Annotated in this window: 18 protein-coding genes and 3 pseudogenes; 6 read left to right on the top strand and 15 right to left on the bottom strand. The window is 66.3% G+C overall.

What is annotated here, in order from left to right:
* Positions 1 to 8 precede the first annotated feature (8 nt).
* Positions 9 to 1802 carry a potassium/proton antiporter gene (locus ACSKB9_RS21345; RefSeq protein ID WP_438075517.1) on the top strand — a complete coding sequence of 598 codons (1794 nt, stop codon included), beginning with the start codon at positions 9 to 11 and terminating at the stop codon, positions 1800 to 1802.
* Positions 1803 to 1811: 9 nt separating this feature from the next.
* On the opposite strand, the gene ACSKB9_RS21340 is transcribed toward ACSKB9_RS21345, so the two are convergent.
* The 6 genes and pseudogenes from ACSKB9_RS21340 to mepA form a co-directional block, all read right to left on the bottom strand.
* A complete protein-coding gene (locus ACSKB9_RS21340; protein WP_438075515.1) occupies positions 1812 to 3116 on the bottom strand; it encodes a hypothetical protein in 1305 nt (434 codons plus the stop codon).
* 93 nt (positions 3117 to 3209) lie between these two features.
* Positions 3210 to 3881 (bottom strand): molybdenum ABC transporter ATP-binding protein, encoded by a 672-nt coding sequence (modC, locus tag ACSKB9_RS21335; protein ID WP_438075513.1) that lies wholly within the window; start codon positions 3879 to 3881, stop codon positions 3210 to 3212.
* Positions 3882 to 3984: 103 nt separating this feature from the next.
* Positions 3985 to 4679, bottom strand: a pseudogene (modB, locus tag ACSKB9_RS21330) (molybdate ABC transporter permease subunit).
* 2 nt (positions 4680 to 4681) lie between these two features.
* On the bottom strand, positions 4682 to 5467 hold the full coding sequence (gene modA, locus ACSKB9_RS21325; protein ID WP_438080325.1) for a molybdate ABC transporter substrate-binding protein: 786 nt from the start codon (positions 5465 to 5467) through the stop codon (positions 4682 to 4684).
* A gap of 207 nt (positions 5468 to 5674) precedes the next feature.
* Entirely contained in the window at positions 5675 to 6184 is a 510-nt protein-coding gene (locus ACSKB9_RS21320; protein ID WP_438075511.1) for a hypothetical protein, read from the bottom strand.
* Between the two features lie 131 nt (positions 6185 to 6315).
* Entirely contained in the window at positions 6316 to 7278 is a 963-nt protein-coding gene (mepA, locus tag ACSKB9_RS21315; RefSeq protein ID WP_176936729.1) for a penicillin-insensitive murein endopeptidase, read from the bottom strand.
* Between the two features lie 195 nt (positions 7279 to 7473).
* On the opposite strand from mepA, the gene ACSKB9_RS21310 reads away from it, so the two are divergent.
* Positions 7474 to 7911, top strand: a complete 438-nt coding sequence (locus ACSKB9_RS21310; protein ID WP_438075509.1) for a L,D-transpeptidase — start codon at positions 7474 to 7476, stop codon at positions 7909 to 7911.
* 356 nt (positions 7912 to 8267) lie between these two features.
* A pseudogene (locus ACSKB9_RS21305) lies at positions 8268 to 10467 on the top strand (sensor domain-containing protein).
* A 217-nt stretch (positions 10468 to 10684) separates the two neighbouring features.
* On the opposite strand, the gene ACSKB9_RS21300 reads toward ACSKB9_RS21305, so the two are convergent.
* The 3 genes from ACSKB9_RS21300 to ACSKB9_RS21290 are packed head-to-tail and all read right to left on the bottom strand — an operon-like array spanning position 10685 to position 12566.
* Complete coding sequence (locus ACSKB9_RS21300; RefSeq protein WP_438075507.1) at positions 10685 to 11131, bottom strand: DUF1801 domain-containing protein; 447 nt, start codon at positions 11129 to 11131, stop codon at positions 10685 to 10687.
* A gap of 38 nt (positions 11132 to 11169) precedes the next feature.
* A complete protein-coding gene (locus ACSKB9_RS21295; protein ID WP_438075505.1) occupies positions 11170 to 11949 on the bottom strand; it encodes a sulfite exporter TauE/SafE family protein in 780 nt (259 codons plus the stop codon).
* 11 nt (positions 11950 to 11960) lie between these two features.
* A complete protein-coding gene (locus tag ACSKB9_RS21290) occupies positions 11961 to 12566 on the bottom strand; it encodes a TetR/AcrR family transcriptional regulator (protein ID WP_438075503.1) in 606 nt (201 codons plus the stop codon).
* 106 nt (positions 12567 to 12672) lie between these two features.
* Here ACSKB9_RS21290 and ACSKB9_RS21285 point away from each other — a divergent pair, with 106 nt between their 5' ends.
* Positions 12673 to 13062, top strand: coding sequence for a sterol desaturase family protein (locus tag ACSKB9_RS21285; protein WP_438075501.1), 390 nt, complete (start codon positions 12673 to 12675; stop codon positions 13060 to 13062).
* Positions 13063 to 13210: 148 nt separating this feature from the next.
* Here the strand turns inward: ACSKB9_RS21285 and ACSKB9_RS21280 are convergent.
* The 6 genes and pseudogenes from ACSKB9_RS21280 to lepA form a co-directional block, all read right to left on the bottom strand.
* Positions 13211 to 15179: pseudogene (locus ACSKB9_RS21280) on the bottom strand (cache domain-containing protein).
* A 179-nt stretch (positions 15180 to 15358) separates the two neighbouring features.
* Positions 15359 to 16276 carry an NADP-dependent oxidoreductase gene (locus ACSKB9_RS21275; protein WP_438075499.1) on the bottom strand — a complete coding sequence of 306 codons (918 nt, stop codon included), beginning with the start codon at positions 16274 to 16276 and terminating at the stop codon, positions 15359 to 15361.
* A 467-nt stretch (positions 16277 to 16743) separates the two neighbouring features.
* Entirely contained in the window at positions 16744 to 17916 is a 1173-nt protein-coding gene (locus ACSKB9_RS21270) for an acyl-CoA dehydrogenase family protein (protein WP_438075497.1), read from the bottom strand.
* Positions 17917 to 18077: 161 nt separating this feature from the next.
* Positions 18078 to 19304, bottom strand: coding sequence for an MFS transporter (locus tag ACSKB9_RS21265; protein WP_438075495.1), 1227 nt, complete (start codon positions 19302 to 19304; stop codon positions 18078 to 18080).
* 151 nt (positions 19305 to 19455) lie between these two features.
* On the bottom strand, positions 19456 to 19788 hold the full coding sequence (locus ACSKB9_RS21260; protein ID WP_438075493.1) for a hypothetical protein: 333 nt from the start codon (positions 19786 to 19788) through the stop codon (positions 19456 to 19458).
* A gap of 99 nt (positions 19789 to 19887) precedes the next feature.
* Positions 19888 to 21699 (bottom strand): translation elongation factor 4, encoded by a 1812-nt coding sequence (lepA, locus tag ACSKB9_RS21255; protein ID WP_057019506.1) that lies wholly within the window; start codon positions 21697 to 21699, stop codon positions 19888 to 19890.
* Between the two features lie 277 nt (positions 21700 to 21976).
* Here lepA and ACSKB9_RS21250 point away from each other — a divergent pair, with 277 nt between their 5' ends.
* Together ACSKB9_RS21250 and ACSKB9_RS21245 are read left to right on the top strand one after the other, a co-directional pair.
* Positions 21977 to 22150, top strand: a complete 174-nt coding sequence (locus ACSKB9_RS21250) for a M15 family metallopeptidase (RefSeq protein ID WP_253606359.1) — start codon at positions 21977 to 21979, stop codon at positions 22148 to 22150.
* Positions 22151 to 22258: 108 nt separating this feature from the next.
* Entirely contained in the window at positions 22259 to 23872 is a 1614-nt protein-coding gene (locus tag ACSKB9_RS21245) for a glycosyltransferase family 39 protein (RefSeq protein ID WP_411780984.1), read from the top strand.
* Positions 23873 to 23997 lie beyond the last annotated feature (125 nt).

Below are 23997 nucleotides of genomic sequence, written 5' to 3'. Positions count from 1 at the left end.
GAAGGCGCATGGCATCCCTCGACTCCGTCAGTATAGCGATCCTGCTCGGTGCGGTGCTGGTGATGGCCGGCATCCTGTCGAGCCTGCTGGCCTTGCGGTTCGGCGCTCCCTTGCTGCTGGTGTTCTTGCTGGTCGGCATGCTGGCGGGCGATTCCGGCCCCGGCCGGCTGCAGTTCGACGACGTCCGCACCACCTATCTGGTCGGCTCGGTGGCGCTGGCGCTGATCCTGTTCGACGGCGGATTGAAGACGCGGTTTGCCAGCATCCGCACCGTGCTGGTGCCCTCGATGGTGCTGGCGACCGCCGGCGTGCTGTTGACCGCGCTGATCACAGCGCCGGTCGCCCGTTTCGTGCTCGACCTCAACTGGACCGAGTCATTGCTGGTCGGCGCCGTCGTGGCCTCGACCGACGCGGCTGCCGTGTTCCTGCTGGTGCACACCCAGGGTCTGCGGCTACGCCCACGCGTCGGCGCGACGCTGGAGGCGGAATCCGGCACCAACGATCCGTTCGCGATCTTCCTCACCTTGATGCTGGTCGAGTTCATCTCGATCGGCCAGAGCTCGGCCTCGCACATCGCGCTGGAGTTCATCCAGGAGGCCGTGTTCGGCGCCATCATCGGGGTGATCGGCGGCCGGCTGGTGGTGATCGCGCTGAACTATGTGGCGCTGCCGCAGGGCCTGCATGCGCCGTTCGTCACCACCGCGGCACTGGTGATCTTCGGCGGCTCGCAGATCGTGCATGCCTCGGGATTCCTCGCCGTCTATCTCGCCGGTATCATCATCGGCAACCGGCCGACCCGCGCGCATAATTCGGTGGTGACGTTCCTCGACGCCGCGACCTGGCTGGCGCAGATCGTGATGTTCGTGCTGCTCGGCCTTCTGGTCTCGCCGCATCGCCTGCTCTCCAGCGCCGGCGGCGCGGTGCTGGTGGCGTTCGCGCTGATGCTGGTGGCGCGGCCGCTGGCGGTGTTGATCTGCCTCGCACCGTTCAAGTTCAACTGGCGGGAAAAGGTCTTCATCGCCTGGACCGGCCTGCGCGGCGCGGTCGCGATCTTCCTCGCCTCGATCCCGATGCTGGTCGGCCTGTCGAAGGCCTATCTCTATTTCGACGTTGCCTTCGTCGTCGTCATCATCTCGCTGCTGTTGCAGGGCTGGACGCTGGCGCCGGCGGCGCGGCGGCTGCATGTCGCGCTGCCGCGCGCCGATCGCGGCCCGCGCCGCGTCGAACTGGATCTGCCCGGCCAGCTCGAGCAGCAGCTGGTCGGCTATCCGGTGCGGCCGAAGAGCCTGTACTTCCGCCGCGGGCTGATCCCGTCCTGGTCGAAGCCGACGCTGGTGATCCGCGACGAGCGGATCCTGACGCCGACCGAGGCCGATCCGGTCGCGCCCGGCGACTACATCTATTTGCTGGCGCCGCCGCAGCGCGCCGAGGCGCTCGACCGCTTCTTCGTCGACATGGCGCCGTCGAGCGCGCCCGATCCTCATCTGCTCGGCGACTTCATGGTGTCGGCCGAGCATACGCTCGGCGAGCTCGCCGAGATCTATGGCGTCAAGGTCGACGAGCACCAGGCCAAGCTGACGCTCGCCGACTATTTCGACATCAATCTCGACCGCGCGCCGAAGGAGGGGGCCGAACTGGCGCTCGACGAGATCGTGCTGGTGGCGCGCAGCATCAGCGGCGGCCGCGTCAACGTGGTCGGCCTGCGCCTGCCGGAGGAAGAGGAGAAGGTCGGGCCGCAAACGCGGATGCAGATCGTCAAGCGCAAGCTCGCCGACATCTGGGCGTCGGTGGCGGGGGTCTGAGCCGCGCCGTTACGTCTTGCGCAGGAAGCTCGAATCCGGTGCGAACTTCCTGATCATGTCGGACAGCCCGTCGTCCGCCGGCGGGCCGGACGAGCCCTTGGACGCCGCGTCCGGCTTGGTCTCGCCCTTGATTTTCTGGCCGGAAATCTCGGCCAGCGCCGCGAGCAGCGTCTCGTCGAGATTGTCGGCCGCTGTCTTCGCAGGTGGTGTCGTCGCAGCTGGCGTCGTGGCGGGCGCAGCGGGAGCCGGCGGAGGTGGCGTCGGTGGAGTGGGCGCGACCGCACGGATTTCGGCCTCGCGCCTCGCCGGCGGCGCTGATTCCGGTGCCGGCTCGGACGCATCCTTGGATCCATCCTTGGACGCGTCCTTGGGTGCGTCCGCGCGCCGGGCGGCGGCCTCGCTGACGGCGGCGATCGACGATGCTTCGAGAGCGGCGGGCGTGTCGGCCGGCATGGGCGGCGGTGTAGCCGGCATCGGCGGCGGTGTGACCGGCACCGGCGGCGGCCCGGCGGGCTTCGCGTCCCGGGTGGCGCGACCGAACAGCGGTTCCCGCTGGCTCGCCGCCTGCGGTCGGCTGTCGGTGGCCTTGCCCGGCTCCCTTCCGGGCTCCTTGGCAGGCTTGAAGAGACCGGCGCGTTCGGCGGCCATCTTGGCGGAAGCCTCCTCGACCGTGGCGAGCAGGGACGCTTCGAGCGCGTTTGCGCGATTGCTTGGCGAAGCCGCCGGCTTGGCGGCAGGGATGATCACCGGCTTTGGCTGCGGCGGGGGCGGCAGCGGCGGCGGCCGAGATGCTTCGACTGGTGCGGGCGGCGGCGGGATCGGCTGACCGTCCCCGGCGCGCGCGATGATGCCGTCGACAATCGCCGCGAGGCGGCCCTTGTCGGGGGCGGCCAGATAGCTCGCTGCCAGCTCGTCGACATATTGCGGGCCGTAATCGGCGAGTACATTGGCGATCTGGGCGAGATCAGGATCGCTGTCGACCAGCCGGCGCCAGGCCTCCCGGTCGTAAGTCTCCCGGTCGTAAGCCGCGTCCCCCTTCTTGTCGGGCCAGGCCACCCGGCGCGGCTGACGCTGCCCGGTATCCTGGCCTGCGATCGGGTCTAGGGTCGGCGGCTGCAGCCCGTCGCTGAGGCGCGGCGGGGTAAATCCCGAGGCGCCGGCCGGCACGGCAGCATCGGCCGGACGCCGGCGCCGCTCGTCGACCTGCAGCGCGATCAGGCCGACGCCCATCAGCAGGAAGCCGAGCGCGGCCCACGAAATCGTGGCGCACAGCAGCCCGCCGATCAGCAGCAACACCCAGCCAGTCAGTCGCACAAATTCACCCTTCCCCATGCCGATCGGACGTCCCGACGCGGGCCTAGCAGACAAGATAGGCTATCTTATGCCGACTTTCGGAAAAACGGCCAGCTACGCGCCCGCCGTCAGCACCTTGACACCGCCGAACGCGGTCGCCTGGCCGCGGCGCAGCATCACGATCTGGGTGGCGAGCTGGCGCAGCTCGGCCGCGTCGTGGCTGACATAGACCATCGGGACGCCGGCCTCGTCGCGCAGCCGGACCAGATAGGGCAGGATCTCGAGCTTGCGGCTTTCGTCGAGCGCGCCCAGCGGCTCGTCGAGCAGCAGCAGCCGCGGCTTGGACAGCAGCGCCCGGCCGAGCGCGACGCGCTGGCGCTCGCCGCCGGAGAGCTTTCCGGGACGGCGGTCGAGCAGGGCGCCGATGTCGAGCAGGTCGACGACGCGCCGGTGTTGGGCGGGATCTTCGGTGAGGCCGTTCATGCGGCGGCCGTAGTCGAGGTTCTGGCGGACATCGAGATGCGGAAACAGCCGCGCGTCCTGGAATACGTAACCGATGCGGCGGCGCCAGGTCGGGACGTGGATGCCGGTCGCGGTATCGTCGACGGTCTCGCCGTCGATCACGATGGTGCCGCGGTCGGGACGCAACAGTCCCGCGATGGTGTTGATCAGCGAGGTCTTGCCGGAGCCGGACGCGCCGAACAGGCCGGTGACGCGGCCCTCGCTGGTGAACGAGGCCGCAAGCGAGAACTCGCCGAGCTGCTTGGTGATGTCGACGCGCAGCATGGCTAAAGCGCGATGAGATTGAGTTGAATCGTCATCGCGCTTTAGCTCCTTGTTTGAGCATGACCTCTTCGGAAAACCGCTTCACACTTTTCCGGATCATGCTCTATTGCCCATGCAGGCGCGCGGTGGCGCGACGCGCGAACACTTCAGCCGCGACCAGTGCGCCGACCGCGAGCACGATCGAGATGATCACGAGCCGCGCGGCGGCGGGGTCGCCATCCGGCGTCTGGATCAGCGAATAGATCGCCGACGAAATGGTCTGGGTCTCGCCGGGAATGTTCGAGACGAAGGTGATGGTCGCGCCGAACTCGCCGATCGCCTTGGCAAAACCGAGTACCATGCCGGCCAGCACGCCGGGCAGCGCCAGCGGCAGCGTCACCGTTGCGAACACCCGCCACGGTGCGGCGCCGAGTGTCTCGGCCGCCTGCTCGAGGCGGCGGTCGACGGCTTCGATCGAGAGACGGATCGGGCGCACCAGAAGCGGAAACGACATCACGCCACAGGCGAGCGCCGCGCCGGTCCAGCGGAAAGCGAACACGATGCCGAGATGGTCGGCCAGCCAGCCGCCGACCAGGCCGCGCTTGCCGAAGGTCAGCAGCAGCAAATAACCGGTGACGACGGGCGGCAGCACCAGCGGCAAATGCACGGCGGCATCGAGCAGCGACTTGCCCAGAAATCGCGCCGCGCCAGCAGCCAGGCGAGCGCTACCCCGAACGGGGTCGCCACCAGTGTTGCGATGACGGCGACCCGCAGCGACAGCAGGATCGCCGTCCATTCGGTCGGCGAGATCTCAAACACGCTTAGGTCGTCGGGTTGATCAGGAACTTGAAGCCGTATTTCTCGAGGATCGTCTTCGCCGTGGACGAGCGCAGGAAGGCCAGGTACTCGGCGGTCTCTGGCTTCGCGGTCGTGGTCGCCGCGACCGGATAGATGATCGCCGGATGGGTGTCGGCCGGGAAGGTGCCGACGATCTTGACGCCCGGCTCGACCTTGGCGTCGGTCGAATAGACGATGCCGAGCACGGCTTCGCCGCGCGCCACCAGCGTCAATGCCGCGCGCACGCTCTCGGCCATCGCGAATTTCGGTTCCGCCGCCTGCCAGGCGCCGAGCTTTTCCAGCGCAGCCTTGGCGTATTTGCCGACCGGCACCGCCTTGACGTCGCCGGTCGCGATCCTGCCGTCGCCAGCGAGTTTGGCGAGATCGAAGCCGGGTCCGATGCTGACGTTGTCGATCATGGAATCCTTCGGCGCGATCAGCACGATCGAGTTGCCGAGCAGGTTCACCCGCGTCGCTTCATTGATGTTCTTCTGCTTGATCGCATAGTCCATCCAGTCGGTATCGGCGGAGACGAACACGTCGGCCGGCGCGCCCTGCTCGATCTGCTTGGCAAGCGCCGAGCTCGCGGCATAGCTGGCGGTGATCTTGACGCCGGTCTTGGCGGTATAGGCCGCGTCGATGTCGTCGAGCGCGTTCTTCATCGAGGCGGCGGCAAACACGGTGAGCGTCTTGTCCTCCGCTCTCGCGGGCGAATGCATCGCGCCGAGCAGGAAGGCGAAAGCGGTGAAAAGTCCGGCAAGCCTTGAAATTGAAAGTCGTGACATGGAAAGCGCTCCGTGCGAGTTCGCGGGCGAACGTGCGCGCGCAAATCAGGCGTTGATTGGGGTCTGGCCTGCGACGGACGGAAGCGCTGTTCCGCTGGTCCCCGATGGACTTACGGTCCTCAGGGATATCGCACTGCGAACATAGCAGGCTGGGGCTTACGGTAAAGGCGACCGTTTGTCTAACCGCTCGTCCTATTCATCCGCCGGCTGGATCGCGATCGACAGCGAGTTCTCTTTTGAGCCGCTGACCTGCAGCACGAAGGGGCTGGCGCCGAGGTCATATTTGACGGTCTTGCGGATACCGTCGCAATCGGTCGCGCCGCTGAACGCCTTGGGCTTCAGGAAATGCCCGTCCTGCACCAGGTCAACCCAGGCCCCGGCCGACAGGCTGACGGTATAGAGCCCGGCCTTCGGCGCGGCCTTGAAGCTGGTGAAGCCGGCGAAGGTGCCTTCCTTCGGCGCGCGCTCCGGCGGGGTCGGCAATTTGGCGTCGCCGGGGGCCGCCAGCGCCAGCGTGATCGCGGTCGCCGGCAGTGCCGTCTGCTCGCTTCCCGATACGACCTTGGCGCGATCGGACGCGGTCAGCGCGGCGCGCGCACGGTCGATCGACCATTTGAACTTGTCACAGCCGCTCGGCTCCTCCGCCGCGAAAGCGGAGGTTGAGACGAGCACGAGCGATGCGGCGAGGAGCGATTTGCGCATGTCTGGTCCATTCATGATGACGGATAGAATAGATCAGCCGCCCCGATCCATCGCCCGCACGCGCTTACGGCACGACGGCACGAGATTATATCGCAGTTCGCGCCGGCCGGCATAGCCGCCTGACGAAGATGTTATTGCCCTGGCAGCTGCTGTTTGGCGTCGGGGGCGTTCAGCACCGTCCTGCAGTCAGCCGGCATCTGCGCCAGCGTCATCGGCGGGCGGGGTTTCGGCGGCTTCGGCGGAGGCTTCGGATGCAGCACCGAATCCTTGAACCAGAAGGCGAGATCGGACGGCTTGCAGCCTTCGCCCTCCGCCTGCGCCTTCTGGCTCTCGCAGGTCGGGCTGCCGGACGGACATCGCATGCGAATGTGGAAGTGGTAGTCGTGGCCCCACCACGGCCGGATCTTCGACAGCCAGCCGCGATCGCCCGTGGCCTCGCGGCACAGCGCCTTCTTGATCGCGGGATTGACGAAGATGCGCTGCACCGCCGGCTCCCGCGCCGCGTCGCGGATAACGAGTACGTGGCCCGGCGTGAAGACGCGCGGATCGATGTCGAGCCGGTCGTCGCGCACCATCATCACCGCCGACATCTCCTCGCGGTCCTCGCGCGACAATTTGCGATCGGGCATCGGCGTCAGCCAGATGTCGGCGTCGAGTCCGATCTGGTGGCTGGCATGACCGGAGAGCGCGGGGCCGCCGCGCGGCTGGCCGATATCGCCGACCAGGATGCCCGGCCAGCCGGCATCCTTGTGTGCGTTGGCCGCCAGCCGCTTTAGCAGCGCGATCATGTTCGGGTGACCCCAGTAGCGGTTGCGCGACAGGCGCATCACCTGCCAGGTGTCGCCGTTGAGCGGCATCTGCGCGGCGCCGGCGAGACAACCCTTGGTGTAGCCGCCGATCGACCGGGTCGGCAGCGCCGCCGGCAAAACCTTGCGCGCGAACAGCTGCTTCGCCCCGATCTTTGGATCGTTGGGGTTAGCGAGCGGCGGCAGCGGCTGTGGATTGAGCGAGCCCCTGTCCTGCGCCCGCGCGGAGATGGTGCAGGCGACGAGGGCTAAGATCAGGAGTGGGAACAGACGCAGGCGGGGTGTCATTCGGATCACTCTGTCGGCGCAAGGCTAGCATGGATTCGGGGCAGGCGGACCGCGCTTTCATCCCATTCGCTTGATCGCCCACAGGGTGGATTAAGATTACCCGCGGCTTCCAGGCTCCGACGTGAGCCACGCCACTTTACAAGCGCACGTTGTGGGCGACATCATGTCCGCAATAATTTCAGGGTAGGCGTTATTGTGACGAGCGTAGCGTGCGTACGGCTGGCGTTTGCCGCCGCGATTGCCGCGCCGATTTTGGCGCTCTCGCCGGCGCGGGCCGACGTCGTCGTTCACATCGATAAATCATCGCAGCGCATGGCGGTCAGCGTCGACGGCGCGAGACGCTACAACTGGCCGGTGTCGACCGGCCGCCGCGGCTATGGCACGCCGAGTGGAGTCTTTCGTCCGCAGATGCTGGCGCGCCGCTGGTACTCGAAGAAGTACTATAACTCGCCGATGCCGCACTCGATCTTCTTCCACCGCGGCTTTGCCATCCATGGAACATACGAACTCACGCGCCTTGGCGGGCCGGCCTCGCATGGCTGCGTGCGCCTGCATCCCTCGCACGCCGCAATGCTCTATGGGCTGGTCGAGCGCAACGGCCGAGGCGGCACGCGCATCGAAATCACCAACTAAGGTATGATCCGGCAAAATCCGAAGGCTGAGGCGCACCGCGCTTTAACCGCGCGATAACCCTGCCGCACGCTGACAAACATTGATGCGCTTGAAGCGTCTTCGGCGCATTCATTGTGCAATCGCGCGCCGGTTTACGCTTCCTTCACCAAGCGCCGGCGCTTCCACGCTGCGAATCTGTGCCGTGCGCCGCCGGCGCGCCGGGAGCAAACTCGCGCCCGGCGTGAATTCGCCTGCAAAGCAGGCATGCAAGGGTTTCTCAGGCAGCGCAGCTACTCGCCAAGAGATACCAATTTTTCAGAGACTTATCGCAGATATATCGCCGAACTGGAATGCGCGTGGGGCGTGCGATACCGATGATGCGGCCGAAGAAAAACACCAAGAAACCGAACCAGGCCAAACTGTCCCGTCCTCGGGGCCGTCGGCCCACACCGACGCCGAAAGTGTCGGGCAGATCGCGCCGCCCTGCGGTCGAGATCGGCGAACTGGTGCGCCAGCGCGCGCAGGCCGAGGCCGCGATCGCCGAGGCGCGCAGATCCAACGCGCGGCTGCGTGAGGCGATCGAACATCCTGCCGCAGGGCATCGTGTTCCTGGACCGCGAAGGCCGTTACACGCTCTGGAACAAGAAATACTCGGAAATCTACAAGCGCAGCTCCGACCTGTTCGAGCACGGCGCGCGCCTCGAAGACACCATCCGCATCGGCGTCGCGCGCGGCGATTATCCGGAGGCTGCCGGCCGCGAGGAAGAGTGGATCGCCGAACGTCTCAGGAAGATGTACCAGCCCGGCGAGCGGCACGAGCAGGTGCTGGCCGACGGCCGCGTGGTGTTGATCGAGGAGCGGCTGACCGCAGATGGCGGCATCGTCGGCCTGCGCGTCGACATCACCGAACTGAAGCAGCGCGAGGCGTCGTTCCGCCTGCTGTTCGACGGCAATCCGGTGCCGATGATCCTGTGCGCGCTCGACGGCGAGCGGATCCTCGCCGTCAACGACGCTGCGATCGCGCATTACGGTTACGTCCGCGCCGAATTCGAGCGGATGACGATCAGGAGCCTGCAGGCGTTCGATGCCGAGCTGCCTTGGGCGGCAGGCCGCAGCAGCGACGAGCAGGCGGCGCGGACCTGGAAGCATGTGCGCGCCGACGGCACGCTGATCGACCTTGCGATCTATTCGCGCCAGCTGATGCATGGCGACCAGCCGGCGATGCTGCTCGCGCTGATGGACATCACCGAGCGCAAGCGCGCCGAGGCGCGGCTCGCCTTTATGGCCCAGCACGACAGCCTGACTGGCCTGCCCAACCGCAATCTGCTGCGCCAGCAGATGGACGAGATGCTGCAGCACACCCGCCGCTCGACCGACAAGGTCGCAGTGCTGATGCTGGGCCTCGACAATTTCAAGGCGGTCAACGAGACGCTCGGTCACGGCATCGGCAACAAGCTGCTGCGCGCGGTCGCCAAGCGCCTGCGCTCGACGCTGCGCGAGGAAGATGCGCTGGCCCGTCTCAACTCCGACGAGTTCACCATCGTGCAGGGCGGCGTGATGCGGCCCGAGGACGCGGTGTTGCTGGCGCGGCGGATCTTGGACGCGATCGGCGAGCCCTATCTGCTCGAGGGGCATTCGGTGGTGATCGGCGCCAGCATCGGGATCGCGATGTCGCCCGGCGACGGCGAGGATTCCGAAAAGCTCCTGAAAAGCGCCGACATGGCTTTGTCGCGCGCCAAGAGCGAATTCCGCGGCACCTTCTCCTTCTTCGAGGCGGAGATGGACGCGCGGGCGCAAAGCCGCCGCAAGATCGAGATCGACCTGCGCGATGCGATCCAGAACGAAGGCCTGCGGCCCTATTACCAGCCGCTGGTCGATCTTGCGACCGGGCGCATCACCGGCTTCGAGGCGCTGGTGCGCTGGCCGCATCCAGAGCGCGGCATGATCTCGCCGGGCGAGTTCATCCCGGTGGCCGAGGAGACCGGGCTGATCAATCCGCTGGGCGCGCTGATGCTGCATCGCGCCTGCATGGACGCGGCGCAATGGCCGGATGACGTGCGCGTTGCGGTCAATCTGTCGCCGCTGCAATTCCGTACCGGCAATCTGCTGGCGCTGGTCACCAACGCGCTGCGGCAATCCGGCCTGCCGGCGCGGCGGCTCGAGCTCGAGATCACCGAGACGCTGCTGCTCGAGAAGAGCAGCCAGGTGCTGGCGACGCTGCATGCCTTGCGCGCGCTCGGGGTGCGGATGTCGATGGACGATTTCGGCACCGGCTATTCCAGCCTCAGCTATCTGCGCAGCTTTCCGTTCGACAAGATCAAGATCGACCAGTCCTTCGTGCGCGACCTCGGCGCGAACCCCGACGCGCAGGCGATCGTCCGTTCGATCGTCAGTCTAGGCATCGGGCTCGGCGTCACCATCACCGCCGAGGGCGTCGAGACCGAGGCTGAGTTGAGCCGCCTGCGCGCCGAGGGCTGCCACGAGGGCCAGGGCTTTCTGTTCAGCCGCGCGCGGCCGAACGCCGAGATCATCAGCCTGCTGAAGGCGCAGCGCGTCGCGACGGCGCTGGTGGCGTAGTGGAGCCTAGAGGCAGAGATGTTACCTCGATCGAGCGTCGGGCTCCCCTTACCTCGCCCCGCGTGCGGGGAGAGGTCGGAACGCATCGTTAGATGCGTTCCGGGTGAGGGGATTCTCCGCGAACGCAGCTATTACTGAATGTGCGGAGACGGCCCCTCACCCAACCTTCTCCCCGTAAGAACGGGGAGAGGGAGCGCACCGCCGTCGCCTTCACGCCCTACGATTCTTTCTTGTTGAGATGATAAGTCAGCGCCAGCGCCACGCAGTGGCGCAGTGCGGGCTCCGGCAGCTTGCCCGCGACATCGAGCAGGATCGCGCGGTTGCCGCTGTAGCTGAGCTCGGGATAGAGCTCGCGAAAGGTCTCGACCAGACTGGTCTGGCAGTGGAAGTAGACCGCGACCCGGTCGGCGGCCGGCTTCACCTGATCGATCCGGACCGTGCTGCCGCTGCCGGTCTCCGGCGTGAGGTAGCTCGGCTGGCCCCACTTCAATGTCTCTTCCAGCGCGCCGACGCCTTTGGTTGCCTTCGCGGTCTCGAAGATCAGCCGCCGCAGCGCCAGCAGCTTGGCTCTGACCGGGGCAGGGTAGGCGTCGAACAGCGCAGCTGCCGGTTTCGTCTGCGGGCGCCGTGCCGCCTTGCTGGTCGATGCTGCCGGCTTGCGCATGGTGGGCTCCGCGAGGACGACGTATCCGCGTCTATCTATCACAGCGCCTTGAAGGTCATATAGACCGCCGTCAGCGACACGAAGACGATCATCGCGCTGCGCAACCGCGCGCGGTCGATGCGGTTGGCGGCGCGGGCGCCGAGATCGGTGCCGGCCAGCAGGCCGACGATCACGCCCGCGAGCACCGGCCAGGACGCCAGCGAGCCCTCGCTCCAATAGATCCAGGCCGAGGGGATCGTGGTCGGGATCAGCGACATCACGAGGCTGGCCATCTGCGCCTGATGCTGCGATATGCCGAGCACGGCGCTTAAGCCCACCACGGTCGCCAGTCCGCCGCCGATGCCGAGAAAGCCCGACGACAGGCCCGCCAGCAGCCCGACAATGAGCAGCGCCGGCCAGGGTACGTCGCGCGCGCTGCCTTTGTCGTCGTGCTTCGCCTGGTCACGTGCGCCGCGCAGGATCAGCATCGCGTCGAGCACGACGAGATAGGCCACATAGGTCCAGCGCAGCGCGGACTCAGCAACATGGTTCGCGGCAAGTGCGCCGGCCGCGCCGCCGGCGACGAAGCCGAATGTCAGCAGGGCGATCCAGCGCAATGGCGCGCGGTTGCCGCTTTGCCAATAGCGCCGGATGCCGGTGAGGCTGGTCGGCGGCACTTGCGCGACCAGCGAGATGCCTTGCGCGACATGTTGCCCGGCGCCGAGCAGCAGCACCGAGAACACGACCAGTCCGCCGCCGGGGCTGACGCCGAGCAGCCCGGCGGTCAGACCGCCGGCGAGGCCCGTGCCGATGCCGGCGAGGAGGTCGTGGACGATCATGGCATCTCCCGTCAGCGCTTGGCCGCAAGGCCGGCAAGGAAGATGTCGAAGGCGTGCATCGCCTCCGCGGTCGAGACGGTTTCGCCCCACAGCCGTTGCAGCACGATGCCCTGGAACATCGCCACCATTGCCCGCGCCGCGCCGCGCGGCTGCACGCCGCGGTCGATCGCGCCGCTCTTCTGGCCGCGCCGCAGCAGGTCCACGATCAGGGCGATCGGCTGGCGGATTCCGCGCGTCACCTGGTTGCGGACCACGTCGTCGCGCAGCGCTTCCGCCCACAGTTGCAGCGCGACGCGGCGGGCGCGCAGGCCGTCTTCCTTCTGCAGGTCGCCGAGAAAGCCGCGGGCGATCGCCCGCAGGCTCTGCAGCGGATCGTCGCTGTCGCCCCTGATCGCGAGCAGTGAACTGTCGCGGTCATGGCGGCTTTCTCCGATCGCCTGGATCAGCTCTTCCTTGTTGGTGAAATGCCCGTAGATGCAGCCGGCGCTGAGCCCGGATTGCTTGATCACGTCCTGGATCGTGGTCTGGTGAAATCCCTGGTGGGCAAAGCAGATTTCCGCGGCCTGCAGGATCTCCTCGCGACGGATCGCCAGGGTCTCGGGTTTCACCTTCGGCATTGTCGGGTCCTTATCAGGTCGCGGCCGGCCGATGCGGCGGGCTTGACGATCATTCGTCGTCATTATAAAGAACGAATATTCGTTTTGTAAAGAGGGAGCGGCCAGCATGATCGGCTTTGCAAAGCTTCTACTGTCGGTGCTGAACGCCCAGTTCGAGCACGCCAATATCCGCCTGCCCGAGCGGCTCGACCGCTGGCTGCGGCTCGTCTTCGTGACGCCGAACATGCACAAGATGCATCGTTCGCGTCATCAGCCGAAGACCGACAGCAATTATTCCAACCTGCTCTCGATCTGGGACCGGCTCGGCGGCACCTATAATCGCGGTCCACGCTTCGCGGAGCTGCGCTACGGTCTCGACGGCTTCGATGATCCCGAGAAGCAGTCGCTGCTCAGGCTGCTCAAAATGCCGTTCATGGGCAAATGGGGGCGGTCCGGGGCAGGGCCGGACGACAAGGCGGATCGCTCGGCGCCGCCGCCCGTGCTGCCCTGGCCGTGACTTGAACCCCGACAAGCCGTGAACGTATCCAGCCGTCATCGCGAGCGAAGCGAAGCAATCCATCTGCCCGCATATGCGGCTGGATGGATTGCTTCGTCGCTATCGCTCCTCGCAATGACGACGGAGGCAGAGCCGTAACGCAGTAAGATTAGGCGGCGTTGCGCAGTCCGGCGAGGAAGGTGTCGACGCTGTGCGACAGCGCGGCGGCGTGATCGCCGAGCTGGCCGGACGTATCCAGCACATTGCCGGTGAGGGCCCGCGACTGGCCGGCGGCCTCGCTCGCGCCCGCGATATTGGCGGAGACCTCGACGGTCCCGGTGGACGCCTGCTGCACGCTGCGGGCAATCTCCCGCGTCGCCGAGATCCTGCTGCTCGACGGCGGCCGCGATCGCGGTGGCGATACCCGAGATCTCGCGGATGGTGCCGCTGATGTCGCCGATCGCGCTGACGCAGTTGCCGGTGGCGGACTGGATCGCGCCGACCTGGCCGGCGATCTCCTCGGTTGCCTTCGCGGTCTGGCTCGCGAGGTCCTTCACCTCGGCAGCGACCACGGCAAAGCCGCGGCCGGCCTCGCCGGCGCGTGCGGCCTCGATGGTGGCGTTGAGGGCCAGCAGATTGGTTTGGCTCGCGATCGCGCTGATCAGGCGCAGCACGTCGCCGATCTTCTCTGCCGATGCGGCGAGGCTCGTCACCATCTCGGTGGTCTCCATGGCCTTGGTCACGGCGCTGTCGGCGACGCGGCTGGAATGGGTGACCTGGCGGCCGATCTCGGTGATCGACGACGCCAGCTCCTCGGTTGCGGCTGCGACCGCATTGACGCTGGCCGAAGCTTCCTCGGACGCGGCGGCCGCCGCCGAGGTCCGTTCGGAGGCGCCGTTGACACTGGCGGTGATCTCGCCCGCGACGCGCTGCATGTCGCCCGAGGACCGTGCCACGGCGGCGACCATGCCCTTGACGTCGGCTTCGAAACGATCGGCCATCTGCCGCTGCAGCGCCTGCTTGTCGGCCTCCGCCTTCACCTTATCGGCCTCCTGCGCCTCGCGCAGCGAGGAGGTTTCGACCATGCTGCGGCGGAACACGTCGACCGCCTTCGCCATCGTGCCGAGCTCGTCGCGGCGCTCGCTGCCGGGTATCGTGACGCTGGTGTCGCCGCTGGACAGCCGGTTCATGACACCGGTGATCGCGGTGAGCGGCCGCGACAGGCCGCGGCCGAGCAGGAACGCGAGCAGCACGGCGGCGGCCATGATCGCGACCACGCCGAGGATCAGATTGCGCTGCGCGCTCGCCGCGGCGGCCTCATAGTCGCTGGTGTCCTTGACGATCTCGAGCACGGCGACCGGCTCGCCGGCGTAGTTCTTGATCTGTCCGAGATAGAGCTCCACCGCGTGCCCGTCGAGAACAGCGTCGCGCAGCAGGGCCGCACCGTTCATCACGCGCTTGAGCTCGTCCTGGGTCGCGACCACGGTGTCGCCGAAGGTCGAGGACAGCCGCTTGAAGCTCTGGCCGTCGAAGGAATGCACGGCGAGGTCGATGCCGAAGCGCTTCTTGGCGCGGTCGACGAATTCCTTGCCGAAGGCGGCGCCGACGTCGACATTGGCCAGCGTCTTGCCCTCGTGCATGATCGGGGTCATGCCGAAGATCGACAGCGCTTCGCGGCCGGGCTCGACGCCGACGATCGGCTTGCCGGTCCTGTTCGATTCCACCACCGTGGTGCGCCGCGTCGAGGCGTCGTCGCCGAAAGTCTTCGGCGCATGGACCCGGTAGAAGCTGGTCGCCGGGGGCTGCCAGAACGAGATCAGCGGGATGCCCTGCGCCTTCATCGACGCCCAGGGGGCGCCGAGCAGCTTTCCGAGGCCGTCGCGATCGCCCTTGGCGATGGCGTCCTCGACCGGCGGCAAGGCGGCGATGACCGCCGAAACCGCGAGCGCGGCGCGCCCCTCGTAGTCGATCGCCGCAATCACGCTGTCATACTGCAGCTTGAGCTGCTGATCGAGCGCGAGCCGGGTCAGCGCCCGCTGCTGGCTGATGGAGAAGCCGCCGAGGATGGCGCAGGCGACGGCAACGGTCAGTGAAATCGCCAGGATCAGGCGGGCGGCAATCGATCGAAGCGTGAACATGGGACCAGCGGAACTCCAGGCATTAGCGCCGTCCGCAAAGTCCCAGAAAAAGCTTAACAACCAGATGTTGCGCCGCCGGTATTCGTGCCGCGACCATGGCCGCCGGTGCTACTTTCGTACTGTTCAACGTCTGGCCTGACAGGGCCGGCCAGCTGCGCGCATCAACAGGCATGTGTCACTCAGGGGCGAACGCGGATGATCGTACTCCCTTTGCGTCGACCGGTCGGATTCAAGGCAGCGACGGCCTCGTCGAGAGTCGAGACGTTGCCGATGTTCGTCCGCAGGCGTCCGTCCCGCACCCGCTGGACGATCTCACTCAGTTGGGAACGATCGGACTCGACGACGAAGTCGACCGCCAAGCCGTCGGAGGGGCGCGCCTCGGCCGGCCCAACGACCGTCACCAGCGTTCCTCCGCCTTGAATCAGTTTTACCGACCGCTTCTGGATTTCACCGCCAATGACGTCGAACACCAGATCGACTTTGCCGACGTCCTCAAGGGCGTCGTTGTCGAGATCGACGAACTCCTGCGCGCCGAAGTCGAGCACAGTCTGACGATCGGCGGACCGCCCGGAGCCGATCACATACGCGCCGGCCTCTCGCGCGAGTTGCGTCACCATCGACCCGACTGCGCCGGCCGCGCCGTGTGCGAGGACGCTCTGCCCCGCCTGGAGGCGGCCGTGCTGAAATAGTCCTTGCCATGCCGTCAGGCCCGAGACCGGAAGGCTTGCGCCCATTGTGAAGTCGACGTCGCCCGGTAGCGGCGCGAGGTTGCGCGCCTCGATCGCCACATACTCGGCCAGCGTGCCGTCGCGATACCAGTCCGCTAGACCGAACACCCGCTGTCCCACCGATAGCCCTGTAGTGCCATATCCGAGAGCGGTGACCACTCCGGCCAGCTCGTGCCCCGGGATCGACGGTGTTCGGTCACGATCGAGGCGATCGGTCCAGGTCGAGGGCCACGCCAGCTCAGTCGGGACAAATCTCGACGCATAAACCTGAACGACGACGTCGTTTATCGCTGCCTGCGGCTCGGGCCGGTCCACCAGCTTCATCCCGGCCGTTCCCGCGGCTTGGTCCGTTACAACGATCGCCTTCATGGGATTTACTCCTCTGTCCTTTGGTGGAACTTTTGCAGAGCGCGCGGACGCGCCGACTATCCAAGAACTGCCAAGGCAGTTCGGTCGCTTAGTACGAACGAATAGATGCGCCGCGCCTGCTCATAAAACAGCACCAAGATTGCGAATTTTGGCTGTACCAAGCGCGACGGCTGCCCTCTGCGAGCTCAATGCGTTACCGCACCGCTGAAAAATCCGGGCAGTCGACAGAATCCATTTTGCACAGTCGGGGACAGAATTCAGATTGCGAGGGCCGCCAGTCGTCATGCCCACTGTTGGCCCAAAACCGACATGCCATGATTACCCGGCGATGTCGTGTTTTAGGGAGCAGAGCCGACACAGCGGACTTATGAGTCAACGCCCTGATGCAATCTGACTTGATCGCGCTTCAGTTCCTGTTCAAGTATGATCTTTTCGGAAAACCGCTTCGCACTTTTCCGGATCATGCTTTAGCGCGCGGACGGCGGAGCGCCGAGATTGCCTGCCAAAATCGCCTTGCCGGCGTCCTCGTACTGGGTGTCGCGGGCCTGGATCTGCTGCGCGATCGCGTGCATGTCGCGAAACCGTCGCTCGAACGGATTCCTGGCGAAGACTGCCGTTGCCCCCGACATGTGATAGGCGATGTCGACCACGGCGGCCGACTGGTGGATGGTCCAGGTCGAGGCGATGCGGATCGCGACGCGATGCGCCTCGGTGATCGGATCGCCGCGGACGAGATCGCTCCAGACGTCGCGGGCCGTCGTGTACAGATAGGCGCGCGCGGCACGCAGGCTCGCCTCGGTGCGGCCGATCTGGCCCTGCACGGCGTTGTTGTCGCGCATCGCCTTGAGGCCTTGCGGGGTCTTGCCGCGGGCAAGCTCGGTCGCCGCGTCCAGCATGGCGCGCGCGACGCCGAGCGAGGTGGCGGCAAAGCCCATACTGAACACCATGTTGGTGGAGAGCTTGTAGAGCGGCCCCGGCTCGCGGCACGCGGCGGGATCGTCGCGCAGCGCGGCGAACTGCTCCGGAATGAAGAGGTTGTCGACCGAGTAGGAATCGGTGCCGGTGCCTTTCAGACCGATCACGTCCCAGACGTCATACATTGTCGCTGACGACATCGGGAACAGGATGGTGCGGATCTCCGGCGAACCGTCGGCCTTCTTGCGCGGTGAGCCGTCGGCCTCGACGACGCGGACATGGGCGCCGAGCCAGCTCGCCTGCCGCGAGCCCGAGGCGAAATCCCAGCGCGCGCTGGCGCGATAGCCTCCGGGCTCGGCACGGACCTCATGGGCGATCGCGCCCCAGGCGAGAATGCCGGGCGCGGTGTTGAAGATCTCGTGGGCCGCGTCGGGCTCGAGATAGGCCGCGGTCATGGCGCAGACGCTGCACTGGCCGAGGCACCAGGCCGTGGATGCATCGGCCTTGGCGATCTCCTCCTGCATCTGCATGAAGGCGTCCAGTGTCGCCTCGGCGCCGCCAAAACGCTTCGGCAGCAGCGCGCGATACAGCCCGTTCTCGACCAGTGCCGCGGTGACGGATGCCGTCAGTCGCCGTGTCCGTTCGATCTCGTCGGCTTCACTCGTGATCAGCGGCGCCAGCGCGCGCGCCCGCTCGACAAGGTCTACTCCCTGCGGCTTGTTCATGCGTGTCCTCGGCGCCTTCTGTCATTCTTGTTGGGCAGGCCGGGCGATGGTGGCTCATCCGGCAGGAGAGGGCAAGGGAAGGCAAGGCGGGACGGCGCCGATGCAGATCAGCTATCCATCCGCTGTGCCGGTGCGCGCGAGAGTGACGAATGCATCCGCGCTCAGGCGGCGGCGCGGCCGAGATCGAGCGACGGCTGGCGCTTGGTGGAAAAGCTCAGCGCCACGGCCACCGCTGCAAGGCCGATCGCAAAGGAACCGGCGTGCAGCCACGTATAGCCGTGGAACGTGTCGAACACGTAACCGCCGGCCCACGGCCCGAGCGCCATGCCGAGGCTCGCAAAGGCCGACACCGCGCCGAACACCGTGCCCATGATGCGCGCGCCGAAGAACTCGCGCACCAGCACGGCGTAGAGCGGCATCACGCCGCCATAGGCGAGGCCGAACACGACAGACAGCGCGTAGAACTCGCCGAGCTGCGCCACCGCGAGATAGGTCGCGATCGACAGCGCCTGCACCAGGAGGCCGCCGACCAGCACCGGCTTGGCGCCGAGCCGGTCGGCGAGCACGCCGAGCAGCAGCCGCCCGCCGAGCCCGGAAAAACCGGCGAGGCTGTAGACCGTGACCGCGGTGAGCGGCGCGATGCCGCAGACCATGGCGTAGGACACCATGTGGAAGATCGGCCCGGAATGCGCCGCGCAGCAGGCGAAATGCGCCAGTGCCAGCGTGATGAATTGCGGCGTACGCAGTGCCTGCGCTGCGGTCCATTCGGTTTGTGGCGCGTTCGCGGCCGTCGGGATTGCGACGTCCGTTCCCTGCGGCGCGGGGCGCACCAGGAACGACGCGGGGATCAACAGCGCCCATGCGGCGATGCCGATGACGAGCATCGCGAAGCGCCAGTCATAGGCCGTGATCAGCCAGCTTGCCGACGGCGCGACAGTCAACGGCGACACGCCCATGCCGGCCGACACCAGCGCGACCGCGAGGCTGCGATGCTTGTCGATCCAGGCGCTGGCGAGCGCCATCATCGGCGCATAGAAGCTGCCGGCCGCGATTCCGATCAGCACGCCGAAGCAGAGCTGGAATTGCCACAGGCTTTGCGCCTGACTCGCCGTCACCAGGCCAAGCCCGAGCAGCAGGCTGCCCGCCAGCACCACGATGCGAGTACCGAAGCGGTCGGACAGCGCGCCCCAGGCGAACGCAGCAAAACCCATGCAGAGGAAATCCAGCGTCGCCGCCGCCGAGACGCCGGCACGCGACCAGCCCATCGCATCCGAGATCGGCTGCAGGAACACCGCGAGCGACAGCATGGTGCCGAAGCCGACGCAGGTCATCAGCGCGCCCGCGCCGACCACGACCCAGCCATAATCCAACCGAGCGGCCTTGCTCATGCGTTTCCCCGGCGCTGTTGTTTGTTGTGGTGCGCGCAGGGAGGATGCTGGCCTATCTGAGGTCCAGGGGCAACATGACGGGCAACATGCCTCTCATTCCGGGATCAGCGGATTGTGCGTTGCATGCGCAAGATGTCGCAGCGAGGCGCCGCTAGCCGCACTGCCAGGCCCGCCCGATCGGCGTCCAGGTCCAGCACGGACCAAAGCTGCCGCCATTGTAGCGGCCGCGGTAGAATCCGGGGCGGCCGAAATAGTACCAATCCCCGCCATACCAATATTGCGGCGAATAGTCCGGGTAGCCGCGGGCGGCGCCGCGCGGGCCGAACACCGGAATGGTTTGGTTCGGCGGCTGCCGGTAGCCGGGCAGGAAGCCATAGCCATGCCAGCGCGTGCTGCCGTGCCGCTTCTTCGAGGACGCGGCCGCGCTCAGGTCCGGCTGCAGCAGTGCGAGGATGACGATAAGGAGGGACAGGATGCGCAACATGATCGCAGTCTAGTCGGAGCGCGATGCAGTGGCGATTCAAATCTTCAAATCATGGTGCGTTTTGTTGCTGGGACAAGAATGCGCAACAGTCGCGCCGCCTCAGCTGTCCACCTTGAGCGCGGCGATGAAGGCTTCCTGCGGGATGTCGACCTTGCCGAACTGCCGCATCTTCTTCTTGCCTTCCTTCTGCTTCTCCAGAAGCTTGCGCTTGCGCGTGATGTCGCCGCCGTAGCACTTCGCGGTGACGTCCTTGCGCAGCGCGCGGACGGTTTCGCGCGCGATCACCTTGCCGCCGATCGCCGCCTGGATCGGGATCTGGAACATGTGCGGCGGGATCAGCTCCTTCATCTTCTCGACCATGGCGCGGCCGCGGCCCTCGGCGCGGGTGCGATGCACCAGCATCGACAGCGCGTCGACCGGCTCGGCGTTGACCAGGATCTGCATCTTGACCAGATCGGCCGGCTTGTAGTCGGTCAGATGATAATCGAACGAGGCGTAGCCCTTGGAGACCGACTTCAGACGATCGTAGAAGTCGAACACCACTTCGTTGAGCGGCAGGTCGTATTTCACCATCGCGCGGGAGCCGACATAAGTGAGCTCCTTCTGCGAGCCGCGACGGTCCTGGCACAGCTTCAAGACGCTGCCGAGATATTCGTCGGGCGTGAGGATCGTCGCCTCGATCCACGGCTCCTCGATCTCGGCGATCTTGACCACGTCGGGCATGTCGACCGGGTTGTGGATCTCGAGCTCGGTGCCGTCGGTCAGCTTCATCTTGTAGATCACGCTCGGCGCGGTCGCGATCAGATTGAGGTCGAATTCGCGCGACAGCCGCTCCTGGATGATTTCCAGATGCAGCAGGCCGAGGAAACCGCAGCGGAAGCCGAAGCCGAGCGCGGCGGAGGTTTCCATCTCGTAAGAGAAGCTTGCGTCGTTGAGCCGCAGCTTGCCCATCGCCGCGCGGAGCGTTTCGAAGTCGTTGGCGTCGACCGGGAACAGGCCGCAGAATACGACCGGAATCGCCGGCTTGAAGCCTGGCAGCATCTCGCTGATCGGCTTCTTGTCATCGGTGATGGTGTCGCCGACGCGGGTGTCGGCGACTTCCTTGATCGCCGCGGTGATGAAGCCGATCTCGCCGGGGCCGAGCTCCTCGACCTGCTCCATCTTCGGCGTGAAGAAGCCGACGCGCTCGATGTCGTAGGCCGCGCCGGTACCCATCATGCGGATGCGGCTCCCCTTCTTCATCACGCCGTCGACGACGCGGATCAGGACGACCACGCCGAGATAGACGTCGTACCAGCTGTCGACCAGCAGCGCCTTCAGGGTCGCGTCGCGGTCGCCCTTCGGCGGCGGCAGGCGGGTGACGATCGCTTCCAGCACGTCGGGCACGCCGACGCCGGTCTTGGCCGAGATCATCACGGCGTCGGACGCATCGATGCCGATCACGTCCTCGATCTGCTGCTTGACCTTCTCCGGCTCGGCGGCGGGCAGGTCGACCTTGTTGAGGACCGGCACGATCTCGTGATTGTTGTCGAGCGCCTGATAGACATTGGCGAGCGTCTGCGCCTCGACGCCCTGGCTGGCGTCGACCACGAGCAGGGAACCCTCGCAGGCCGCCAGCGACCGCGAGACCTCGTAGGCGAAGTCGACATGGCCGGGCGTGTCCATCAGGTTGAAGATGTAATCCTTGCCGTCCTTGGCGCGGTAGTTCAGCCGGACGGTCTGCGCCTTGATGGTGATGCCGCGCTCGCGCTCGATATCCATCGAATCGAGCACCTGCTCCTTGCCCGCCATTTCACGATCCGACAGGCCGCCGGTCATCTGGATCAGGCGGTCGGCAAGGGTCGATTTGCCATGGTCGATATGGGCGACGATGGAGAAGTTGCGGATGTTCGAAATCGGGGCAGTTGTCATGGGCGCGGGATAGCATCCGCACCCCCGCGCGGGCAACCAAATTGCGGTATTTTGCAGCGGTGTGACGGCGAATCACGGCGGCGTTTCCGGCAGGGTTGCCGTGACCGATTTCCGGGCATGTTCCTGCCGGGTCCGGCGGCCCGAAAATCGTCTTTCGCGTTGCCGATACCGGGCGGATGAGCATGCACCGCTACGCCGCCGCCATCGACCTCAACCTGAAAGTTCGAGATGACCGGCTGTGGGCCGGCAAGGCAAGACCATCCCTTACGAGAACCGGATGCCGCGCGAGATCGTCGACATCTTCGAGCGTCACGGCTTCATCTGGGGCGGCAAATGGTATCACTGCGATACCATCCATTTCGAGCACCGGCCGGACTTCCCCGAAAGTGAATCCGCTGGCTGGAGGCGTTCTCACGCCAAGCTGATTTCACTGGCCACAAAAACGCGCTAAAGCGCGCTGAAATGCGGATGAGCACTCATCGCGCTTCCGCTTCCATTCGGGCATGATCCTTCCGGGAAACCGCTTTCCACTTTTCCGGGCATGCCTCAGGCACAGGCCATGTCGACCGCCTCCACGCTCCCCGCCGCCCGGCGCACCAACCGCAAGCTGACGATCCGGCGGATCGCCGCCTGGATCGCCTCGCGCGCCACCGATCCGAGGACCAGCCTGTGGTTCGTGATCGGCTTCGCGCTGGTTCATGCGGTGCTGTGGACGCTGATCCTGGTCAAGCTCAAGGCCGCACAGGACATCCATATGGATGTTGCGGAAGCCTATGCCTGGGGCCAGCGCTTCCTGCTCGGCTATGGCAAGCACCCGCCGCTGTCGGGCTGGATCGCCGGGGTCTGGTTCAGGATTTTTCCCGTCACCAACTGGTCGACCTATGCGCTTGCGATGACGACGGTCAGCTTCGCGCTGGTGGTGTGCTGGCTGATCGCGCTGCGCGTCGTCGATCGCCGCCGCGCGTTCTTCATGGTGGTGATGCTCGCGCTCTACCCGATCTTCAATTTCAAGGGCTTCAAATACAACGCCGATCTCGCACAGCTGGTGCCGCTGCCGCTGCTGGTGCTGGCCTATCTGAACGCGTTCGAGAAGCGCAGCTTCAAATCGGGTCTCTGGCTCGGCTTTGCCGGCATGCTGGCGCTGATGACCAAGTACTGGGTGGTGACGATGATCGGCGCCGTCGGGCTGGCCGCGCTGATCCATCCGCAACGGACGCAATTCCTGCGCTCGCCGGCGCCATGGGTTGCGATCGGCACGATGGCGGTGGCGATGATTCCGCATCTGGTGTGGCTGGAGGAGGTGGACTTCGTGCCGTTCACCTATGCCGGTGACGTCTACGCGCTGTCGAGCCGCGCACTCAACGTCCAGCTCGTGATCGGCTATGTCGTGCACAATGTCGGGCTGCTCGCGATTCCCGTCGTGCTGGGCCTGGTGGCGCTGCTGCTGGGCTCGGTGCCGTGGCGGCCGTCGGACGTGCTGGCGCGGATCTGGTCGCGCGGACCCAATCCGGCCGTCAACCTTCCGCAGGCGCTCAACGTCTGGATCATCCAGCTGATCGTCGCGATCGGACCGCCGCTCGGCGCGCTGGCGTTCACCGTCTATATCAAGACCGATTGGGGCATCCCGCTGTTCTTCCTGGTGCCGCTGGCGCTGGTTGCGATTCCCTCGCTTCGCTTCCCGCGCATGGCGCTGTTCTCGATCACCGCGATCTGGTTCGTGGCCACGGTCGTCACGCTGATCGCCGCGCCCAGCATCGCGACGCAGGAGATCGCGTCCAATCATATCGGCGGCTCGACCTATGCCGCGCGCTCCGAGCTCGCGCGCGAACTCACCCAGACCTGGCAGGACAGATTCCATTCGCGCTGGGCCGTGGTCGTCGCGCGCTCCGATATCGGCGAGCCGATGACGTTCTACAGTCCGGATCATCCGGCATCGCTGGTGCCGGGCGAAGCCTGGTCGTCGGGGCTGACGTCGCTCGATGAAGCCAAGCGTCTCGGCTTCATCGGCGTCTGCGACACCACCGATCCGGTGTTCCTGAAGCCCTGCGAGGCGTGGATGGCGGAGCACGCCAAGGATGCCGAGCCGCTGGTGATGACCACCATGCGCTTCTTCAACGGCCATCCCGGTCCGTCGACGGTGTGGAAGGTCTATCTGGTGCCGCCGGCGAAGTAGCTGTCGCTCCCTCGCCCCGCGCTTGCGGGGTCGAGACGAGCGAAGCTCGCTCTTAGAGGGTTGGGGTGAGGGGCTCTCGCCGCGATGGCGATCTATCGATAGACCTGTACCCCCTCACCCGGATC

The sequence above is a fragment of the Bradyrhizobium sp. BR 1433 genome, from assembly GCF_051547665.1.
GTDB lineage: Bacteria > Pseudomonadota > Alphaproteobacteria > Rhizobiales > Xanthobacteraceae > Bradyrhizobium > Bradyrhizobium australafricanum.
Note: the sequence above shows the minus strand (reverse complement) of the source record. Positions and strands in the feature narration are given on the sequence as shown.

What these genes read in the sequence shown, in the direction of transcription:
- ACSKB9_RS21260 (WP_438075493.1), bottom strand. Translation starts at nt 19,788, where the DNA reads ATGTTGCGCATCCTGTCCCTCCTTATCGTCATCCTCGCACTGCTGCAG.
- ACSKB9_RS21275 (WP_438075499.1), bottom strand. Translation starts at nt 16,276, where the DNA reads ATGAAGGCGATCGTTGTAACGGACCAAGCCGCGGGAACGGCCGGGATG.
- lepA (WP_057019506.1), bottom strand. Translation starts at nt 21,699, where the DNA reads ATGACAACTGCCCCGATTTCGAACATCCGCAACTTCTCCATCGTCGCC.
- modC (WP_438075513.1), bottom strand. Translation starts at nt 3,881, where the DNA reads ATGCTGCGCGTCGACATCACCAAGCAGCTCGGCGAGTTCTCGCTTGCG.
- ACSKB9_RS21300 (WP_438075507.1), bottom strand. Translation starts at nt 11,131, where the DNA reads ATGCGCAAGCCGGCAGCATCGACCAGCAAGGCGGCACGGCGCCCGCAG.
- ACSKB9_RS21320 (WP_438075511.1), bottom strand. Translation starts at nt 6,184, where the DNA reads ATGCGCAAATCGCTCCTCGCCGCATCGCTCGTGCTCGTCTCAACCTCC.
- ACSKB9_RS21270 (WP_438075497.1), bottom strand. Translation starts at nt 17,916, where the DNA reads ATGAACAAGCCGCAGGGAGTAGACCTTGTCGAGCGGGCGCGCGCGCTG.
- ACSKB9_RS21290 (WP_438075503.1), bottom strand. Translation starts at nt 12,566, where the DNA reads ATGCCGAAGGTGAAACCCGAGACCCTGGCGATCCGTCGCGAGGAGATC.
- ACSKB9_RS21285 (WP_438075501.1), top strand. Translation starts at nt 12,673, where the DNA reads ATGATCGGCTTTGCAAAGCTTCTACTGTCGGTGCTGAACGCCCAGTTC.
- ACSKB9_RS21345 (WP_438075517.1), top strand. Translation starts at nt 9, where the DNA reads ATGGCATCCCTCGACTCCGTCAGTATAGCGATCCTGCTCGGTGCGGTG.
- ACSKB9_RS21265 (WP_438075495.1), bottom strand. Translation starts at nt 19,304, where the DNA reads ATGAGCAAGGCCGCTCGGTTGGATTATGGCTGGGTCGTGGTCGGCGCG.
- mepA (WP_176936729.1), bottom strand. Translation starts at nt 7,278, where the DNA reads ATGACACCCCGCCTGCGTCTGTTCCCACTCCTGATCTTAGCCCTCGTC.
- ACSKB9_RS21295 (WP_438075505.1), bottom strand. Translation starts at nt 11,949, where the DNA reads ATGATCGTCCACGACCTCCTCGCCGGCATCGGCACGGGCCTCGCCGGC.
- ACSKB9_RS21245 (WP_411780984.1), top strand. Translation starts at nt 22,259, where the DNA reads ATGTCGACCGCCTCCACGCTCCCCGCCGCCCGGCGCACCAACCGCAAG.
- ACSKB9_RS21250 (WP_253606359.1), top strand. Translation starts at nt 21,977, where the DNA reads ATGCCGCGCGAGATCGTCGACATCTTCGAGCGTCACGGCTTCATCTGG.